At 40.8% G+C, this 19,905-nt stretch carries 16 protein-coding genes, 5 tRNA genes and 4 rRNA genes; 22 read left to right on the top strand and 3 right to left on the bottom strand.

The genetic code is table 11. The annotated features are described in order from the left end of the window. Window positions 1-215 precede the first annotated feature (215 nt). From AC6H22_RS07175 to murQ, 9 genes are all read left to right on the top strand, one after another. A 16S ribosomal RNA gene (locus tag AC6H22_RS07175) occupies window positions 216-1,755 on the top strand. 117 nt (window positions 1,756-1,872) lie between these two features. Continuing rightward, window positions 1,873-1,948 (top strand) — tRNA-Glu (locus tag AC6H22_RS07170). Window positions 1,949-2,217: 269 nt separating this feature from the next. Further along, window positions 2,218-5,116, top strand: a 23S ribosomal RNA gene (locus AC6H22_RS07165). Between the two features lie 118 nt (window positions 5,117-5,234). Further along, window positions 5,235-5,350, top strand: a 5S ribosomal RNA gene (gene rrf / locus AC6H22_RS07160). Between the two features lie 46 nt (window positions 5,351-5,396). Next, window positions 5,397-5,512 (top strand): 5S ribosomal RNA (rrf, locus tag AC6H22_RS07155). The 16S, 23S and 5S rRNA genes sit together here with 3 tRNA genes alongside, the layout of an rRNA operon. Before the next feature lie 12 nt (window positions 5,513-5,524). After that, a tRNA-Asp gene (locus tag AC6H22_RS07150) sits at window positions 5,525-5,601 on the top strand. A gap of 16 nt (window positions 5,602-5,617) precedes the next feature. Further along, a tRNA-Trp gene (locus AC6H22_RS07145) sits at window positions 5,618-5,693 on the top strand. 134 nt (window positions 5,694-5,827) lie between these two features. After that, window positions 5,828-6,967, top strand: coding sequence for an anhydro-N-acetylmuramic acid kinase (locus AC6H22_RS07140; RefSeq protein WP_046953239.1), 1,140 nt, complete (start codon window positions 5,828-5,830; stop codon window positions 6,965-6,967). A gap of 9 nt (window positions 6,968-6,976) precedes the next feature. Next, entirely contained in the window at window positions 6,977-7,888 is a 912-nt protein-coding gene (gene murQ / locus AC6H22_RS07135; RefSeq protein WP_005625824.1) for an N-acetylmuramic acid 6-phosphate etherase, read from the top strand. A 27-nt stretch (window positions 7,889-7,915) separates the two neighbouring features. Here the strand turns inward: murQ and AC6H22_RS07130 are convergent, their stop codons facing one another. Both AC6H22_RS07130 and envC read right to left on the bottom strand, forming a co-directional pair. Further along, window positions 7,916-8,758, bottom strand: coding sequence for a divergent polysaccharide deacetylase family protein (locus AC6H22_RS07130; protein WP_005625825.1), 843 nt, complete (start codon window positions 8,756-8,758; stop codon window positions 7,916-7,918). Then, window positions 8,758-9,990 (bottom strand): murein hydrolase activator EnvC, encoded by a 1,233-nt coding sequence (envC, locus tag AC6H22_RS07125; protein ID WP_118817477.1) that lies wholly within the window; start codon window positions 9,988-9,990, stop codon window positions 8,758-8,760. The genes AC6H22_RS07130 and envC overlap by 1 nt, the downstream gene beginning before the upstream one ends. A 175-nt stretch (window positions 9,991-10,165) precedes the next feature. Here envC and AC6H22_RS07120 point away from each other — a divergent pair, with 175 nt between their 5' ends. Together AC6H22_RS07120 and AC6H22_RS07115 are read left to right on the top strand one after the other, a co-directional pair. Then, window positions 10,166-10,849 carry a 2,3-diphosphoglycerate-dependent phosphoglycerate mutase gene (locus tag AC6H22_RS07120; RefSeq protein WP_118817478.1) on the top strand — a complete coding sequence of 228 codons (684 nt, stop codon included), beginning with the start codon at window positions 10,166-10,168 and terminating at the stop codon, window positions 10,847-10,849. Between the two features lie 77 nt (window positions 10,850-10,926). After that, the gene (locus tag AC6H22_RS07115; protein WP_046953238.1) at window positions 10,927-11,529 is read left to right on the top strand and encodes a hypothetical protein; all 603 of its coding nucleotides are present in this window, start codon (window positions 10,927-10,929) and stop codon (window positions 11,527-11,529) included. An 85-nt stretch (window positions 11,530-11,614) separates the two neighbouring features. Here AC6H22_RS07115 and rpmE read toward each other — a convergent pair whose 3' ends face one another. After that, window positions 11,615-11,827, bottom strand: coding sequence for a 50S ribosomal protein L31 (gene rpmE / locus AC6H22_RS07110; protein ID WP_005625828.1), 213 nt, complete (start codon window positions 11,825-11,827; stop codon window positions 11,615-11,617). Between the two features lie 175 nt (window positions 11,828-12,002). On the opposite strand from rpmE, the gene mutY reads away from it, so the two are divergent. The 11 genes from mutY (at window position 12,003) to AC6H22_RS07055 (ending at window position 19,899) form a co-directional block, all read left to right on the top strand. Beyond that, complete coding sequence (mutY, locus tag AC6H22_RS07105) at window positions 12,003-13,139, top strand: A/G-specific adenine glycosylase (protein ID WP_046953237.1); 1,137 nt, start codon at window positions 12,003-12,005, stop codon at window positions 13,137-13,139. Then, window positions 13,117-13,389, top strand: a complete 273-nt coding sequence (locus AC6H22_RS07100) for an oxidative damage protection protein (RefSeq protein ID WP_005625838.1) — start codon at window positions 13,117-13,119, stop codon at window positions 13,387-13,389. The genes mutY and AC6H22_RS07100 overlap by 23 nt, the downstream gene beginning before the upstream one ends. Window positions 13,390-13,403: 14 nt before the next feature. After that, a complete protein-coding gene (gene mltC, locus AC6H22_RS07095; protein WP_005625839.1) occupies window positions 13,404-14,480 on the top strand; it encodes a membrane-bound lytic murein transglycosylase MltC in 1,077 nt (358 codons plus the stop codon). A 234-nt stretch (window positions 14,481-14,714) separates the two neighbouring features. After that, window positions 14,715-14,790: transfer RNA gene (locus AC6H22_RS07090), tRNA-Phe, on the top strand. Window positions 14,791-14,792: 2 nt separating this feature from the next. Continuing rightward, window positions 14,793-14,868: transfer RNA gene (locus AC6H22_RS07085), tRNA-Asn, on the top strand. Window positions 14,869-15,814: 946 nt separating this feature from the next. Then, window positions 15,815-16,213 (top strand): phage tail terminator protein, encoded by a 399-nt coding sequence (gene gpU, locus AC6H22_RS07080; protein ID WP_497515577.1) that lies wholly within the window; start codon window positions 15,815-15,817, stop codon window positions 16,211-16,213. A gap of 9 nt (window positions 16,214-16,222) precedes the next feature. Next, on the top strand, window positions 16,223-17,413 hold the full coding sequence (locus AC6H22_RS07075) for a phage major capsid protein (RefSeq protein WP_497515575.1): 1,191 nt from the start codon (window positions 16,223-16,225) through the stop codon (window positions 17,411-17,413). Between the two features lie 44 nt (window positions 17,414-17,457). Beyond that, window positions 17,458-18,024 carry an HK97 family phage prohead protease gene (locus tag AC6H22_RS07070; RefSeq protein ID WP_140586271.1) on the top strand — a complete coding sequence of 189 codons (567 nt, stop codon included), beginning with the start codon at window positions 17,458-17,460 and terminating at the stop codon, window positions 18,022-18,024. A gap of 1 nt (window position 18,025) precedes the next feature. After that, complete coding sequence (locus AC6H22_RS07065) at window positions 18,026-19,258, top strand: phage portal protein (RefSeq protein ID WP_497515574.1); 1,233 nt, start codon at window positions 18,026-18,028, stop codon at window positions 19,256-19,258. Continuing rightward, on the top strand, window positions 19,242-19,598 hold the full coding sequence (locus tag AC6H22_RS07060; RefSeq protein ID WP_497515573.1) for a phage head closure protein: 357 nt from the start codon (window positions 19,242-19,244) through the stop codon (window positions 19,596-19,598). The genes AC6H22_RS07065 and AC6H22_RS07060 overlap by 17 nt, the downstream gene beginning before the upstream one ends. After that, window positions 19,585-19,899, top strand: coding sequence for a head-tail connector protein (locus AC6H22_RS07055; protein ID WP_497515572.1), 315 nt, complete (start codon window positions 19,585-19,587; stop codon window positions 19,897-19,899). Before AC6H22_RS07060 ends, AC6H22_RS07055 begins: the two co-directional genes overlap by 14 nt. Window positions 19,900-19,905 lie beyond the last annotated feature (6 nt).

Below are 19,905 nucleotides of genomic sequence, written 5' to 3'. Positions count from 1 at the left end.
CACACAATGACGCACTGTTGTGAAGTATTTAAGTTTCCACGTGCGTCGTTGTTTTTTGCTCTTTAACAATGTATCAGACAATCTGTGTGGGCACTTGTTGATTGACTTGTTTTAAAATATTTTTAATTTTGAAGTCTTAATAGGTGCTAACTAGAAATTCATTATACTTTTTAAGTAGTGACATTTTATGTCAGCAGTATTGAGCGATTGAACTTGAATTGAAGAGTTTGATCATGGCTCAGATTGAACGCTGGCGGCAGGCTTAACACATGCAAGTCGAACGGTAGCAGGAGAAAGCTTGCTTTCTTGCTGACGAGTGGCGGACGGGTGAGTAATGCTTGGGAATCTGGCTTATGGAGGGGGATAACTACGGGAAACTGTAGCTAATACCGCGTAATATCGAAAGATTAAAGTGTGGGACCTTCGGGCCACATGCCATAAGATGAGCCCAAGTGGGATTAGGTAGTTGGTGGGGTAAAGGCCTACCAAGCCGACGATCTCTAGCTGGTCTGAGAGGATGACCAGCCACACTGGAACTGAGACACGGTCCAGACTCCTACGGGAGGCAGCAGTGGGGAATATTGCGCAATGGGGGGAACCCTGACGCAGCCATGCCGCGTGAATGAAGAAGGCCTTCGGGTTGTAAAGTTCTTTCGGTATTGAGGAAGGGATGTGTGCTAATAGTAGACATCATTGACGTTAAATACAGAAGAAGCACCGGCTAACTCCGTGCCAGCAGCCGCGGTAATACGGAGGGTGCGAGCGTTAATCGGAATAACTGGGCGTAAAGGGCACGCAGGCGGTTATTTAAGTGAGGTGTGAAAGCCCCGGGCTTAACCTGGGAATTGCATTTCAGACTGGGTAACTAGAGTACTTTAGGGAGGGGTAGAATTCCACGTGTAGCGGTGAAATGCGTAGAGATGTGGAGGAATACCGAAGGCGAAGGCAGCCCCTTGGGAATGTACTGACGCTCATGTGCGAAAGCGTGGGGAGCAAACAGGATTAGATACCCTGGTAGTCCACGCTGTAAACGCTGTCGATTTGGGGATTGGGCTTAAAGCTTGGTGCCCGTAGCTAACGTGATAAATCGACCGCCTGGGGAGTACGGCCGCAAGGTTAAAACTCAAATGAATTGACGGGGGCCCGCACAAGCGGTGGAGCATGTGGTTTAATTCGATGCAACGCGAAGAACCTTACCTACTCTTGACATCCATGGAATCCTGTAGAGATACGGGAGTGCCTTCGGGAACCATGAGACAGGTGCTGCATGGCTGTCGTCAGCTCGTGTTGTGAAATGTTGGGTTAAGTCCCGCAACGAGCGCAACCCTTATCCTTTGTTGCCAGCGATTTGGTCGGGAACTCAAAGGAGACTGCCAGTGATAAACTGGAGGAAGGTGGGGATGACGTCAAGTCATCATGGCCCTTACGAGTAGGGCTACACACGTGCTACAATGGCGTATACAGAGGGTGGCGAAACTGCGAGGTGGAGCGAATCTCAGAAAGTACGTCTAAGTCCGGATTGGAGTCTGCAACTCGACTCCATGAAGTCGGAATCGCTAGTAATCGCGAATCAGAATGTCGCGGTGAATACGTTCCCGGGCCTTGTACACACCGCCCGTCACACCATGGGAGTGGGTTGTACCAGAAGTAGATAGCTTAACCTTTTGGAGGGCGTTTACCACGGTATGATTCATGACTGGGGTGAAGTCGTAACAAGGTAACCGTAGGGGAACCTGCGGTTGGATCACCTCCTTACCAAAGACGAGAGACAGCGAGTGCTCACACAGATTGGCTGATTGTTGTAGACAAGATTTGAAACGAAGCGAAAGCAACGTTGAAAGATAAGAATAAGATAGAGTATCTTTAATTGATGTCCCCATCGTCTAGAGGCCTAGGACATCGCCCTTTCACGGCGGTAACCGGGGTTCGAATCCCCGTGGGGACGCCAATTAAAGATAACTTTGTTAGATTATCTTACTGTTCTTTAAAAAATTGGAAACAAGCTGAAAACAAGAGATTTTCGAGAGAAAGTCTGAGTAGGCAAGGCAGGAAAGTGAAAGAGGGAACTGAAAAGGGAAATCTAAAAATAAAACCTGTTTTGCATAAAATCTTGATTGAACAAAAGCAATCAAGTGTTTAGTTGAATGAAGATACGCATCAAATTGACCGCACTTTCAAGTGAAAACTTAAAGTGATTGAAAACATTTGAGGTTGTATAGTTAAGTGACTAAGCGTACAAGGTGGATGCCTTGGCAATCAGAGGCGAAGAAGGACGTGCTAATCTGCGAAAAGCTTGGATGAGTCGATAAGAGGCGTTTAATCCAAGATATCCGAATGGGGAAACCCAGTAGATGAAGAATCTACTATCACTTACTGAATACATAGGTAGGTGAGGCAAACCGGGAGAACTGAAACATCTAAGTACCCCGAGGAAAAGAAATCAACCGAGATTTCGTCAGTAGCGGCGAGCGAAAGCGAAAGAGCCTGTTAATGATAGCAGCAGAGATAGAGGAATAAGCTGGGAAGCTTAGCGACACAGGGTGATAGCCCCGTACTCGACATCCAGGCTGTGGTACTAAGTTAACGATAAGTAGGGCGGGACACGTGATATCCTGTTTGAAGATGGGGGGACCATCCTCCAAGGCTAAATACTCCTGATTGACCGATAGTGAACCAGTACTGTGAAGGAAAGGCGAAAAGAACCCCGGTGAGGGGAGTGAAATAGAACCTGAAACCTTGTACGTACAAGCAGTGGGAGCCTGAAAGGGTGACTGCGTACCTTTTGTATAATGGGTCAGCGACTTATATTTTGTAGCGAGGTTAACCGAATAGGGGAGCCGAAGGGAAACCGAGTCTTAACTGGGCGTCTAGTTGCAAGGTATAGACCCGAAACCCGGTGATCTAGCCATGGGCAGGTTGAAGGTTGGGTAACACTAACTGGAGGACCGAACCGACTAATGTTGAAAAATTAGCGGATGACTTGTGGCTGGGGGTGAAAGGCCAATCAAACCGGGAGATAGCTGGTTCTCCCCGAAATCTATTTAGGTAGAGCCTTGAGCGGACACCTTTGGGGGTAGAGCACTGTTTCGGCTAGGGGTCCATCCCGGATTACCAACCCGATGCAAACTACGAATACCAAAGAGTGATACTCAGGAGACACACGGCGGGTGCTAACGTCCGTCGTGGAGAGGGAAACAACCCAGACCGCCAGCTAAGGTCCCAAAGTCTATATTAAGTGGGAAACGAAGTGGGAAGGCTTAGACAGCTAGGATGTTGGCTTAGAAGCAGCCATCATTTAAAGAAAGCGTAATAGCTCACTAGTCGAGTCGGCCTGCGCGGAAGATGTAACGGGGCTCAAATATAGCACCGAAGCTGCGGCATCAGACGTAAGTCTGTTGGGTAGGGGAGCGTTCTGTAAGCGGATGAAGGTGGCTCGAGAGGGCTGCTGGACGTATCAGAAGTGCGAATGCTGACATAAGTAACGATAAAACGGGTGAAAAACCCGTTCGCCGGAAGACCAAGGGTTCCTGTCCAACGTTAATCGGGGCAGGGTGAGTCGGCCCCTAAGGCGAGGCTGAAAAGCGTAGTCGATGGGAAACAGGTTAATATTCCTGTACTTGGATAAACTGCGATGTGGGGACGGAGCAGGTTAGGTTATCGCACTGTTGGATATGTGCGTTTAAGTTGGTAGGTGGGAAGTTTAGGCAAATCCGGACTTCTATTAAACACTGAGAGATGATGACGAGGCTCTACGGAGCTGAAGTAACCGATACCACACTTCCAGGAAAAGCCACTAAGCTTCAGGTTTATCTAAACCGTACTGAAAACCGACACAGGTGGTCAGGTAGAGAATACTCAGGCGCTTGAGAGAACTCGGGTGAAGGAACTAGGCAAAATAGCACCGTAACTTCGGGAGAAGGTGCGCCGGCGTAGATTGTAGTCCCTCGCGGGCGAAGGTTGAACCGGTCGAAGATACCAGCTGGCTGCAACTGTTTATTAAAAACACAGCACTCTGCAAACACGAAAGTGGACGTATAGGGTGTGATGCCTGCCCGGTGCTGGAAGGTTAATTGATGGTGTAATCGAAAGAGAAGCTCCTGATCGAAGCCCCAGTAAACGGCGGCCGTAACTATAACGGTCCTAAGGTAGCGAAATTCCTTGTCGGGTAAGTTCCGACCTGCACGAATGGCATAATGATGGCCAGGCTGTCTCCACCCGAGACTCAGTGAAATTGAAATCGCCGTGAAGATGCGGTGTACCCGCGGCTAGACGGAAAGACCCCGTGAACCTTTACTATAGCTTGACACTGAACATTGAATTTTGATGTGTAGGATAGGTGGGAGACTTAGAAGTAGTCACGCCAGTGATTATGGAGTCGTCCTTGAAATACCACCCTTTAACGTTTGATGTTCTAACGAAGATTGCGGAACGCGGTCTCGGACAGTGTCTGGTGGGTAGTTTGACTGGGGCGGTCTCCTCCCAAAGAGTAACGGAGGAGCACGAAGGTTTGCTAATCACGGTCGGACATCGTGAGGTTAGTGCAATGGTATAAGCAAGCTTAACTGCGAGACAGACAAGTCGAGCAGGTACGAAAGTAGGTCATAGTGATCCGGTGGTTCTGAATGGAAGGGCCATCGCTCAACGGATAAAAGGTACTCCGGGGATAACAGGCTGATACCGCCCAAGAGTTCATATCGACGGCGGTGTTTGGCACCTCGATGTCGGCTCATCACATCCTGGGGCTGAAGTAGGTCCCAAGGGTATGGCTGTTCGCCATTTAAAGTGGTACGCGAGCTGGGTTTAGAACGTCGTGAGACAGTTCGGTCCCTATCTGCCGTGGGCGTTGGAGAATTGGTTGGGGCTGCTCCTAGTACGAGAGGACCGGAGTGGACGCACCACTGGTGTTCCGGTTGTGTCGCCAGACGCATTGCCGGGTAGCTAAGTGCGGAAGAGATAAGTGCTGAAAGCATCTAAGCACGAAACTTGCCAAGAGATGAGTTCTCCCAGATTATAAATCTGTAAGGGTTGTTTAAGACTAAGACGTAGATAGGTGCGGTGTGTAAGTGTAGTGATACATTGAGCTAACGCATACTAATTGCCCGAGAGGCTTAACTATACAACGCTCAAGTGTTTTTGGAAAACAGAGTGAAAGAAAAAGAAATTAACTAAACGTTCAGCTTGTGGCCAATGAAGAACATAGATAGAATTTAAAATAAACGTTATCAAAGAATTATCCTGGCGGCGATAGTGCGGTGGAACCACCTGACACCATACCGAACTCAGAAGTGAAACGCTGTAATGCCGATGGTAGTGTGGGGCTTCCCCATGTGAGAGTAGGGCACCGCCAGGTTTATTTTTTTAGTTTATTCATTGAGTAAATTAAAAAAATAAAAATTTTTGGCAGAGATAGTGCAATAGATCCACCTGATACCATACCGAACTCAGAAGTGAAATGTTGTAACGCTGATGGTAGTGTGGGGTATCCCCATGTGAGAGTAAGGCACTGCCAATTACTACATTTAGCGGAGTGGTAGTTCAGCTGGTTAGAATACCTGCCTGTCACGCAGGGGGTCGCGGGTTCGAGTCCCGTCCATTCCGCCAATTTATTCATACCAATAGGGGCGTAGTTCAATTGGTAGAGCACCGGTCTCCAAAACCGGGTGTTGGGAGTTCGAGCCTCTCCGCCCCTGCCATTAAAATATTCTTTTCGATTAATCATAAAATATCTTTATACTCATACCTTTTTCATATTATTTAATAATTCTTTTTATTTTTCTTTTTGAATTAGATATATAATTATCAAATTTTAAATATAAAAATAATTAGTATGAAACCTCAATATTATCTTGGCATGATGTCTGGAACTAGTCTAGATGGAGTAGATATTGTTCTCGCTGATTTTTCTCTAGAGCCTCGACTTATCTTATCTGATTTTTTTCCCATGCCAGAAAATTTACGTCATAAATTAACCAAACTCATTCAAGCTGGTGAAACAACTCTACAAAATTTAGGCGAACTCGATCATGAGCTTGCTTTATTGTATTGCGATTGTGTAAATACTTTTCTACAAAAATATAATCTTATTCCAAGCCAAATTGAAGCTATTGGTTGTCATGGGCAGACTGTATGGCATTCTCCTGCTTCAGCATTTCCTTTCACGATGCAACTAGGCGATATGAATTTATTGGCAGCGAAAACGGGAATATCTGTTATTGGTGATTTTCGTCGTAAAGATATGGCTTTAGGCGGACAAGGGGCTCCTCTTGTACCCGCTTTCCACAAAGCTGTATTCTCAAATCCTAATTTTGCCACAGTTGTTTTAAATATTGGTGGGATTAGTAATGTTTCCATATTGTTTCCTAATCAACCTGTAATTGGCTTTGATACGGGGCCAGGTAATACATTATTAGATCAATGGATAGAAAAACACCAAGGTCTTCGCTATGACAAAAATGGTGATTGGGCTTCAAAAGGTAAAGTGAATCAAGTTCTGCTTAATGAATTATTAAATGAACCTTTTTTCTCTTTATCAGCCCCAAAAAGTACAGGGAGAGAATTATTTAATTTTGATTGGTTAATTGGCAAAATAGAAAAAACATCTGAAAAACTTACCGAGCTTTGCTCCAAAATCACATTATCCCCAGAAGATGTGCAAGCGACGCTTGTTGAATTGACGGTAACAAGCATTGTTAATGCACTAAATCAACTTCAAACAGATTTACCAAAACGTTTACTAGTATGTGGCGGCGGTGCAAAGAATAGCTTAATTATGCGTGGATTGCATGATAATTTACTCGATTGGCAGGTTGGTACAACGACAGAGCAAGGTTTTAATATTGATTATGTAGAGGCCGCTGCTTTTGCTTGGTTGGCTTATTGTCGAATGAACAATTTACCAGCAAACCTGCCTAGCGTAACTGGCGCAAAAAGTGCGGTTAGTTTGGGGGCTATTTTTCCTAAAGACTAAGGTCAAAATATGAATGACATTATATTAAAAAGTTTATCCACGTTAATTACGGAACAACGAAATCCGAACTCAGTTGATATTGATCGTCAAAGTGCTTTAGATATTGTTCGATTAATGAATAAGGAAGATAAACAAGTTCCTTTAGCTATTGAAGCATGTTTGCCAGAGATTTCGTTAGCGGTAGATAAAATCGTTCATGCTTTTAAACAGGGCGGGCGTCTAGTATATATTGGGGCTGGGACGAGCGGTCGTCTCGGCGTATTGGATGCGTCAGAATGCCCCCCGACATTTGGTGTGTCTTCGGAAATGGTCAAAGGTATTATTGCGGGGGGCGGACATGCTATCCGCCATCCCGTAGAAGGGGCGGAAGACAATACGAAAGCTGTACTTGAGGATCTACAAAGCATAAATTTTTCAAAAAATGATGTATTAGTAGGCATCGCTGCAAGTGGCCGGACACCCTATGTTATTGCAGGTCTTCGGTACGCTAAATCTATTGGTGCTTTGACAATTTCTATTGCGAGCAATCCAAAATCAGCGATGGCTGAGATAGCCAATATTGCGATAGAGACTATTGTTGGTCCTGAAATATTGACGGGTTCTAGCCGCTTAAAATCTGGCACAGCACAAAAAATGGTACTGAATATGCTGACTACGGCAAGTATGATTTTATTGGGTAAATGTTACGAAAATTTGATGGTCGATGTACAAGCCAGTAATGAAAAGCTTAAAGCACGCGCTGTGCGTATTGTGATGCAAGCAACAGATTGCGATAAAGTGCTCGCTGAGCAGACATTAATTGAAGCAGAGCAAAATGCCAAGCTTGCAATTATGATGATTTTAAGTAATTTATCAAAATTAGAGGCGAAGGCATTATTAGAAAGACATCAAGGTAAATTAAGAAATGCACTTTCTAAATAACAATCCGCACGTTTTACGTGCGGATTGTTATTTTGGAATTCCACGTAGTAATCCTACGGGCTTAAAAGGTTCCATTGAAGTTGGCGCAGGCATTTCTGTAAATAATAAAATAAATGGTTTAGGCGGGATTACTTTTTCATTACGCCATAAATTGCCCATTCCGACAAGTTGGATATCTGCTGGTAAATTGTTAAGACCTGCTTGTAACACCGCTATTGTATTTGGACGAGGATGTCCTATCGCAATCGCGGTACCATGTTTCCTTGCATATTGAATTGCAGCTTGAAATTGATGTTGAACGTCAGCTAGTTCGTTACTATCATCTAAAAATACGTGGCGATCTAATGAACGAACCCCTTGTTCTTTTGCTATTTTTCCAGCTACAGATTTTCCTATTGTTCGACTATCTAAAAAGAATAAATGTTTTTCTTGAAGTGCGGTCATTAAATAAGTCATTAATTGGGGATCGGCTGTAGCTGCACTACCCATATGATTATTCATGCCAATTGCATCATTCACGATATTTTTGGCTGTATTTACCCGATCATTGACCTGTGCTGAAGACATTCCTAAATGTAGTCCTCCATCCTCTATTTTCACCGCACTCATAGGTTGCATCGGCATATGAATTAAAATGTCTCGGCCTTGAGATTTGGCTTCTTGATTACGTGCTCGAGCATGAGGCGCAGCAGGAATAATGGCGACGGAAATTTCACGCGGCATTGCAAAAATAGCAGCATCTTCTTTGAGATGATAGCCGACATCATCAATAACAATAGCAAGTTTATTTTGCGCAAGGGAGATGGAAGTATAAAGTGCGATAGAAAAAACGATGAAATTTTTCACCGCACTTTTTATGAGAAGTTTCATTAACGAATCCATCCAGTTGGATTCACTGGTGTGCCTTTTCGGCTAATTCCAAAATAGAGTGCGGAACGCGAAATTTCACCAGTATTGCCCACTTGAGCAATAGTTTGTCCCGCAGAAACAAGTTGACCAACTTTTACCAATACGGCTTGATTAAAACCATATAAACTTAAGTCGGTTTCACCATGTTTGACGATGACCATATAACCGTAGCCATTCAAATACCCAGCTAAAATGACACGTCCAGCTGCAATGGCTTTGACTGCAGTTCCAGATGAGGCACCAATAACCATACCTTTCCAACGAACTTCACCTGCCTGAATAGTTCCAAAATTATGTAAAGTTGGCCCTGAAACTGGTGCTGAATATTGTTTTTTGGCAATCCCTAAACCACTTGTACTGTTAAGCAATTGACGTTCTTGTGCTGTCGGTTGATAAGGTTTTGAAGTCCGTTTTTCTTCAGCTTGTTGTCGCTGTGAAAGCGCGTCACGCTCTCTTTTTTCTTGTTCTAAAGCCGCTTTTTCTGCACGTTGAATTTCTTGACGGAGCACTTGTTCATTAGCCTTTAGGCTATCCAATTTATTTTGATCTCTCGCCAAATTCTTATTAAGTTCATTTAGCATAGATTGACGTTCTTGTTGTGATTTTTGTAATTCTTGTTGCTGTTTTTTTTGCGTTAAAAGTTGATCTCGATGATTTTTTTGCTGACCTAAAATTGATTCTTTTTGGGATACAATTTGAGCTTGTGTTGCTTTTAAACTATCAATTATTTCTATTCGAACTTGGTTTAAATGTTGATAGTACACTTTCATGCGTTCTGCTTTTTCCGCATTTTTAGAAAACATTCTTTCAATGACGGAAGGATTTAAACCTGATCGATAAATCATATCCATTTGTTTCGCTAAGCGTGATTTTTGTTCAGATTCTTGTTTTTCCAATTGTTTGAGTTGTTTATCTGAGTCAGAAATTTGCTTACGAATTTCTTTCAAGCTTATTTCTGTTTCATGCAGTTCACCCACGACAGCATTAATTTTACTTTCATGGTTTTTCAAATTAGCTTGTAACTTAGCTTGCACGCGTTTTTGTTCAGCAATTTTAGATTCTTGTTGCTTAATTTGCTTTTGAATCTGGTTAAGATCGGAGGCATGGCTTATTGGGGAAAAAATCAACAAACCGCAGCTAAAAAGTGCGGTGAAAAATGGCGATATTTTTTTGTTTAATCCCGAATACAGCATAATTTTTCCTAAATTCTTAAAATCGCACAAATCTTATCATATTTGTTAAAAGGCGAAAAAGTTTAGCCTCTATTTTTTGCTAAAGATCAGGAAAACTCGCCTTTCTGCTTTTAAACATACTCAATTTTTGCTATAAAGTGTGAGTTATCTTTTACTTAAATTTTAGGAGATTCTTATGGAATTAGTATTTATCCGTCACGGTTTTAGTGAATGGAATGCGAAAAACTTGTTCACTGGCTGGCGTGATGTAAATTTAACAGAACGTGGTGTAGAAGAAGCAAAAGTAGCGGGCAAAAAATTATTAGATGCTGGCTATGAGTTTGATATCGCATTTACATCTGTGCTAACTCGTGCAATCAAAACTTGTAACATCGTATTAGAAGAATCCCATCAATTATGGATTCCTCAAGTGAAAAACTGGCGTTTAAATGAACGTCATTATGGTGCTTTACAAGGTTTAGATAAAAAAGCGACTGCGGAACAATACGGTGACGAACAAGTTCATATTTGGCGTCGTTCTTATGACATTTCTCCACCAGATCTAGATCCACAAGATCCAAATTCTGCACACAATGACCGTCGTTACGCAAATATTCCATCCGACGTAGTGCCAAATGCAGAAAACTTAAAAATTACTTTAGAGCGTGCACTTCCATTCTGGGAAGACCAAATTGCACCAGCAATGCTTTCTGGCAAACGTGTTTTAGTTGTTGCTCACGGTAACTCACTCCGTGCGTTGGCAAAACATATTATCGGTATTTCTGATGCTGAAATTATGGATTTTGAAATTCCAACAGGTCAACCTTTAGTATTAAAACTAGATGATAAATTAAATTACGTAGAACATTACTACCTTTAATTTATCGCTTTACTTTTTTAATTTAACATTCAAAGTGCGGTTAATTTTAACCGCACTTTACGTTTAAGGAGACATGAATGAGAAAATTGATAACGTTCATTTTGGTGTGGTTGCCATTTTTTACAACATCAGTTACTGCAGCACCAGTACATAAAAATCAAATAAATAAAAAAATTGTAGTAACCAAATCTTTAGATAAAAAACAACAAACTAAAAAAACAAAAGAAACTAAATTAGTTCTAACCAAGAAAATGAGTACTAAAAATAAAAAACAAGCTGTGAAATTGACAGACAAAAAGCCTAAAGCTTTGGTAAAGGAAATTAGTTCGAAACCTAAGACATCTATTGAGAAAAAACCGACAACAGTTGTTTCAGCAAAACATAAAAAAGCTATAAAGGAGAAATCAGTTTATAAGCCCGTGATCGTACCACAGTGTAATGATTTTTCTGTGTCAAAAGTGCTATCTGATGCATTTAAGCAGCAAGGCGATTCAACCAAAACCAGCATGATGGTGAAACAAATTCTTCAAGCAAGAGAAACGCAATTTTATCCACAAAAAGGCATTCGAAGCTGCCATGCTTTAGTAGTGACGGATGGAAAAAGTTATCAAACAGATTACAGCATTATTTTGAATGATAAAGGCTTTTTCGTTCAGGTTGAGAATGCGATGAGTTTGTAAACTAGTTTGTTGAAATGAGCAACATTTTATCTTATTGATAAAACAAAACCCCGCAAATTGGCGGGGTTTTTTAAACAAGTCCAAATTATTTTGTGCTTGGAATTTTGAAACGGCTGTTGAAACGCTCAACACGACCACCAGTATCAACAACACGTTGTTTACCAGTGTAGAATGGGTGGCAGTTACCACATACATCAAGATTGATGTCTTTACCTAAAGTTGAACGAGTTTTGATCACATTACCACAAGAACAGGTTGCTGTGATTTCTTTATATTCAGGATGAATACCTTGTTTCATAGAAAACCTCAAAATGAAGCCACGCCGCTATAAGAACTTTCTCCTCACACCGCGTGAGTTAATAATACGCCATAATTGGCACCAAATAGATCGCGGATTATACTGAAAAAATACAGATAAACAAGCCCTATTTTCGTGTAAAATCATTCGGATTTTTAATCCGCACTTTTCTTTTATGTTAGCAAAATCTTCAAGTAACGCACCTTTTGCACAATCGGTGCTGAAATGGTATGACAAATTTGGCCGCAAACATTTGCCGTGGCAACAAGATAAAACGCTTTATGGTGTGTGGCTTTCTGAGGTGATGTTACAACAAACACAAGTCGCGACAGTCATTCCTTATTTTGAGCGATTTATTAAAACATTTCCAAATATCACCGCACTTGCCAATGCTTCGCAAGACGAAGTTTTGCATTTATGGTCTGGTTTAGGCTATTACGCTCGGGCGCGTAATTTGCATAAGGCTGCTCAGAAAGTGCGGGATGAATTTAATGGAAATTTCCCAACAAATTTTGACCAGGTTTGGGCGTTACCAGGCGTGGGGCGCTCGACAGCTGGGGCCGTTTTATCTTCCGTATTAAATCAGCCTTATCCAATTTTAGACGGCAACGTAAAGCGAGTGTTAGCTCGCTATTTTACTGTTGAAGGGTGGCCTGGTGAGAAAAAAGTAGAAAATCATTTGTGGACGTTGACGGAACAGGTTACACCCATAGATCGTGTGGCGGATTTTAATCAAGCTATGATGGATATTGGCGCGATGGTATGTACGCGAACCAAACCAAAATGTGAGCTTTGCCCATTAAATTTGGAGTGCTTAGCTTATCAAAATCATAGTTGGGAAACGTTTCCTGCCAAAAAGCCTAAAAAAGATATGCCTGAAAAAGACACTTATTTTTTGATTTTATCTAAAAATGGCAAAGTGTGCTTAGAGCAGCGAGAAAACTCGGGGTTATGGGGCGGATTATTTTGTTTTCCACAATTTGAAGATAAAGCTTCGTTACTTAATTTTTTAGCGCAAGAAAAAGTCAGCTATTATCAAGAATGGCCAGCTTTTCGTCATACCTTTAGCCATTTTCATTTAGATATCCATCCTATTTATGCAGAAATGGACGGTGGAATTAATATTGAGCAAGTGAATTTAGATTGGCGCAAAATCATGGAAAGCCCAAAAGAATATCAATCAAATCTATCAAGTGTGGTCAAATATTGGTATGATCCGCAAAATCCTGAACAGATCGGGCTGGCTCAGCCTGTGAAGAATCTTTTAATACAATTTGCAAGGAATTATTATGGCAAGAATGGTCTTTTGTGAGTATCTCAAACAAGAAGCGGAAGGTTTAGATTTCCAACTTTATCCTGGAGAACTAGGTAAACGAATTTTTGATTCAGTGAGTAAGAAAGCTTGGGGCGAATGGATTAAGAAACAGACAATGTTAGTGAATGAGAAAAAACTTAATATGATGAATGCGGAACACCGTAAATTATTAGAACAAGAAATGGTAAATTTTTTGTTTGAGGGTAAAGATGTTCATATTGAAGGTTATGTTCCTCCATCAAATTAATTGGCTGTTATACAATGAAAAAGTATTTAGTATTAGCGTTATTACCGCTTTTGTATGCTTGTAGCGATTCGTTGAATCGTGGAGGCATGAATTATGATGAGTCCTTTGCAAAAGACACGCAAGGCTTAGATATTCTCACAGGGCAATTCTCGCATAATATTGACCGCATTTGGGGCGTCAATGAATTGTTAGTAGCTAGTCGAAAAGATTACGTGAAATATACAGATTCTTTTTATACGCGTAGCCACGTGAGTTTTGATGAAGGTAATATCGTTATTGAAACCCAGCAAGATCTAAATCGTTTACATAATGCTATTGTCCATACCTTATTAATGGGGGCGGATGCAAAAGGTATCGATTTATTTGCATCTGGCGATGTGCCGATTAGCTCTCGCCCATTCCTTTTAGGACAGGTTGTGGATCATCAAGGGCAACAAATTGCGAATCAAGTTATTGCAAGTAATTTCGCCACTTACTTGATTCAAAATAAATTACAAACTCGTCGATTACAAAACGGGCATACTGTGCAATTTGTTGCGATTCCAATGATTGCCAATCACGTAGAAGTTCGTGCACAGAAATATTTACCATTAGTTCGTAAAGCGGCTGAACGTTATGGTATTGATGAAAGTTTGATCTTAGGTATTATGCAAACAGAATCGAGTTTTAACCCATATGCGATTAGCTATGCAAATGCTATTGGATTAATGCAAGTCGTGCCTAATACGGCAGGTCGAGATGTGTTTGCAATGAAAGGAAAGGGCGGTCAACCATCAACTCGTTATTTATATGACCCTGCGAATAATATTGATGCTGGCGTATCTTATTTATGGATTTTACAAAATCAATATTTAGATGGAATTACGAATCCAACCTCAAAACGTTTTGCAATGATTTCTGCTTATAATAGCGGTGCGGGTGCTGTATTACGTGTTTTTGATAATGATAAGGATATGGCGATTTACAAAATAAACCAAATGTATCCAGAGCAAGTTTATCGCATTCTAACGACAGCTCACCCATCATCACAGGCTCGCAATTATTTGTTGAAAGTTGATAAGGCACAGAAAAAATTCCGTGTCAGACGATAATTGAATTTTTCAGATAATCAAAAATGCTCGTTGGGAAATACCATCGAGCATTTTTTATAATAAGTGCGGTTTATTTTAAAATAATTTTATTATTTCGTTGTTTTAATAAACATATTGATGATTAACTATTCAAACGCAACGTTTTTTTGTATTTTTTTAAATTTAGGTGTTGACCGAATCCCGAAAAAATAGTTTAATACGCTCCGTTGTCAGGCAGTAGCCAATAACGATAACGCCTCGATAGCTCAGTCGGTAGAGCAGGGGATTGAAAATCCCCGTGTCGGTGGTTCGATTCCGCCTCGAGGCACCATTTCCTCCTTAGTTCAGTCGGTAGAACGGTGGACTGTTAATCCATATGTCGCAGGTTCGAGTCCCGCAGGAGGAGCCAAATTCAGAAAAGTCGCTAAAGAAATTTAGCGGCTTTTTGCTATCTCTTGTTACAGCACATAAATCATTTTCCCATTTAAAACGGAAGTTATTAAGCATTAGAATTAATTCTCTTTCTTCCCATCCCTTTGTTTTTTATCTTCTTTCTTTTGTATTTACATTGATGATTTAAATTAATAAAGAAAAACGTTCATATGGACCTTGTGTACATTTATAAGGATTAGATCTTGTTATAGCAGGGACAATTTCTTCGATACGTTGTACTGCTTGTAATAATGAAATAAGGCCTTTGGATGGCATTCAAGGAAAACTCTTTGCTATATCTAATAATACAGGTTTTATCTTCTATAGTTTGTCGTTCTTGATATTGAATCCTGGAGAGCGTATTGTGATGGAATATGAGACGGGAAATAAGATAAATCCAATAATAGTAGATAAAACAAAACCCAGCGATTAGTCGCGGGGTTACGTTCAGTCAAATGGTGCCTGGGCGAGAAGTGAATTTGTTATATAAGATATTGATTTAAAATAAGTTTATTTTGGTTCATTTATTTTTGGTTACTATTTTGGTTACTAAGGCAAAATCTGATAAATCACAGTATATTAAAAAAACTTTTTATATTTTAGTCTCCACTTCTCCACTTCTCTTAAAAAATATTAAAAAAAAACTTATTTATTATATATTTATAAAAGTGGACACTATTTTTTTAAGTCTCCACTAGTATCCACTAGTCTCCACTTATAAAAAAATAGATAAATTCCTATCTTAAATTATCTTTTCAAACCCAAAATTACCTAAAAAATCACTGAATAAAATATTTTACTCAACGCATCTAAACGCATCTAAACTATTGAAATTTAAGGTGTTTACTTTATATTTTTTGTATATATATTGTTCTATGGGCTTTTTATAAGCCCTCTTAATTAAGAACAAATAAGGGTAAAAAATGCTTATACATGAAAAAATTAGAGATGAAGTAATTGAAAGATTAAAACCTGCTCTTTCAAGCCAAGTTAAACGTTTTTATAGCGGCCGCATCCTTGGGTTAAATCCTTCTGAACAATGTCCTGCTATTTCCGTTTATTTAGAAGATATTAGTTTAGATCAAACTTGCCTTTGTGATAGTGAATTAAATGCAACACTCAATATTGCTATTTATTTAAAACCTCACTCTGGCGAAGATGAATTAGATAATATTGCAGAGTTAATTCGAAATACTATTTATAACAGCGAATTAAAATCTGTTCTTAATATTTCATTAAAGAGTTATGACTATAACTATGATGAAGAGCAAGCTGCATGGATTTCATCAGTTCTTCAGTTTGCTATCAACTATAATGAATAAGGATTAATTATGTTTAAAAAATTGATCGAGTTACGCCAACAAAAGGCAGAAAAAGTCGCAGAAATGCGTGCAATGCTTGATAAAGCAGAAAAAGAAAATCGTTCATTGGATGAAACTGAATCAGTAGATTTTGATAAATTGAAAGATTTAGTGAAACAATTGAGTGATGAAATCAGTAAATACGAAACCGTAGCAGATGAAGAACGTAATCTTGGTGCGCAATCTAACCCATTAGAAACCCGCAGCACGAAACAATTTTCAAATGATGAATTGCGCCATTACATTAAAACTGGTGAACTTCGCAATTTAACTACGGCTAATGGTGAAGATGGCGGCTATTCAGTCATTCCTCAATTAGATAAAGAGGTCATGAAACGCTTAACTGACGATAGCGTCATGCGCCAGCTTTGTAATGTCGTTCGCTTGCCTATCGGTGCGAAAGAATACAAAAAATTAGTATCTGCTGGCGGTGCAACCGTTGAACATGGCACAGAAGGCACAGCACGCAACGGCACAGCAACCCCGAAACTGCATGAAGTAACCATTGCTTTAAATTCAATCTATGCTTATCCAAAAACTACTCAAGAGATTTTGGACTTCTCAAGCGTTGATGTTTTAGGTTGGCTCACTGATGAAATTTCTGAAACCTTCACTGAAACAGAAGAGGTAGATTTAACCTCTGGTGATGGTAACAAAAAATCAAAAGGTTTATTAACCTACGAACGCACAACTGAAAATGATAAAGTGCGCCCATTCGGCAAACTTCAAAAAATCGAAGTGGCGGGTGCGGCAAACATTGAGGCAGACACTTTAATCGATGCGTTCTATACCCTTCACAGTAAATACCGCAAAAATGCCGTATGGGTGATGTCATCAACCATTGCAGCAGCATTACAAAAACTCAAAAACAAAAACGGCGATTACATTTGGCGCGATGGTTTAACAACCGATGCCCCCGCTACATTATTAGGCCGTCCAGTTTACTTCTTAGAGACAATGCCGACTGGTGGTGCAAATCAAGCGGTGATTGCTTTTGGTGATTTCAAACGAGGTTACTTCATTGTCGATCATGAAACAGGCGTGCGAACTCGACCAGACAACTTAACCGAGCCAGGATTCTATAAAGTCCACACCGATAAATATTTGGGTGGTGGCGTGGTAGATTTCAACGCAATTAAAGTGATTGAGACAACGGCATAAATCATAGAGGGGCGAAAGCCCCTTTTTTGCTTAATAGGTGAAAAATGAAGAAAGAATTTGAAATCCGCTCTGCAACCATTGCGACCGATGAAGAGAATCAAAAGCTCGTGGGTTATGCGGTCAAATGGAACAGCCCTTCACAAGTGCTTTACTGTGATTTTGTAGAATCCTTTGCGCCTAAAGCATTCAGTGAAAGTTTAGCCAGTGGCGAAGATGTTCGAGCCCTCTTTGAACACGACTACACCAAGTTACTCGGTCGCACCAGTGCGGGAACATTAAAGCTAGAAGAAGATTCAATCGGCTTGCGCTTTGAACTCACCCCGCCCAATACAACCATTGGGAAAGATTTATTGGTGAGCGTCTCGCGTGGTGATATTACAGGCATGTCCTTTGGATTTAGAGCCAGTCAAGAAGAATGGGATTTTGATGTAGAGCCTTGCCAACGAACCGTACAAAAAGCCGAACTCTTTGAAGTTACCGTAACAAGCATTCCCGCCTATCCTGAAAGTAGCGTAGAAATTGCTAAGCGTTCGATGGTCGCGGCCAAAGAAAAAACACAAGATAACACTACCGCACTTTTGAAACAGTGGCTTGATGTGATGGAGGCTTAATATGTGGAATCCTTTTAGACGAAAAGAGCAACGTAGCGAGCCAACCACAATCGAAGAGCTTTTATCTTACATGGGCGTAAACAATACAGGTGCGGGCGAATTTGTCAGTCCACAAACTGCAGAATCGTTACCCGCAGTAATGAATGCCGTTACCGTCATTTCGGAGGCGGTCGCATCAATGCCTTGTTATCTATACGCACTAAAAGAAGATGGCCGAGAAAGAATCTATCGTCATCCTGTTGAATATCTTCTTAATGAAATGCCAAACCGCAGCCAAACACCGTATCAATTCAAAAATACGATGATGCGCCATTGTTTGCTAAATGGTAACGCTTATGCCGTGATTGAGTGGAATAACAAAGGCGAACCAATAAGCCTTACTCCCTATCAACCCAGTGCGGTAAATATCTTCCGTAAAGTAACGGGTGAATATATTTATCAAATCACTGACTTAAACGGGATAACAAAAAACTATCTTCAAGATGAGATTTTGCATTTACGCCATAGTTCTATTGATGGATTTATGGGGCGTTCTCCGATAACAGTTTGCCGTGAAACGGTCGGATTAGGTTTAGCTCAACAACGCCATGGCGCAGCCATTATGAAAAATGGATTGATGGCAAGCGGGCTTATTTCAACAGCAGAATGGTTAGATGATGCAAAAGCACAGAAAGCCGTGAAAGCTCTTGAGCGTTACAAGGGGGCAAAGAATGCAGGTAAAACCCCTATTCTTGAAGGCTCAATGGAATATAAACAATTAGGCATGACAAACCAAGATGCAGAATGGTTAGCCAGTCGCACGTTCACCATTTCCGATATAGCCAGAATCTACAATATTAGCCCAATTTTCTTACAAGATTATTCGAATAGTAGCTATGCGAATTTCAGTGAGGCAAGCCGCGCATTTCTTTCTCAAACCTTGCGCCCTTGGCTTACTAACTTTGAGCAACAACTCAAAGATGCTTTGATGATTGATTTAGGCAGCAACACCAATAAACGTTACTTAATCGAATTTGATACAAGCGACTTATTGCGCACCAGTCAAAGCGAACGTTTCAGTAGTTATGATGTAGCAATCAAAGCGGGTGTAATGTCTCCAAATGAAGTTCGCCGCCGTGAAGGTTTACCGCCTTATGAAGGTGGAGATGAATTTAGCCAGGCTTGGAAACAAACCGTAGAAGTTAAACACGGTGATGAACAAGAACAGGGGGCAAACAATGGTAATGATGCTTAAAGCGGGGAAATATAACAAGGTCATCACCATTGAGGCGAGAAACTATCCCCGAGAGCGAGAAATTAATCTACACGGTGAACACAAAGCATTTTGGAAACATATTGCAACCGTCCGCGCCAGTGTAGAGCCATTGCAAGGGCGAGAGTATTTTAGCGGCCCATTTCAAATGGGTGAAAGCATCATCCGCATTCGTATTCGCTACATTGAGGGCATTACAAACAAAATGCGGATTAAATACGGTAAACGACTATTTGATATTTATTCGGTGATTGACAGTATGGAATCACACCGAGAATTGCAGTTAATGTGTAAAGAGGGCGAGGCTTATGGCGAATATTAATTTAACCCTAGATGACATCAAAGCGCATTTAAATCTCGATCATGATTTAGATGATGAGTTACTAGAAACTTATAAGGTCGCGACATTGGAAGTATGCCAAAAGCATATAGGCAAAACCTTTGGTGATGAAGAAACAGAAAATACCATTCCGTTTACGCCATCAATTAAAGTCGGCTGCTTAATGTATATCGCCTACCTTTACACAAACAGAGAGGCTATAACAGATTTAGCCAATCTTAAACAAGCACCCATGACGATTTCCGCATTATGGGAAGTCTATAGAGAGCCTTGCGCTTACTAAGGGTAT

It is taken from the genome of Haemophilus sp. THUN1690, assembly GCF_059704375.1.
Note: the sequence above shows the minus strand (reverse complement) of the source record. Positions and strands in the feature narration are given on the sequence as shown.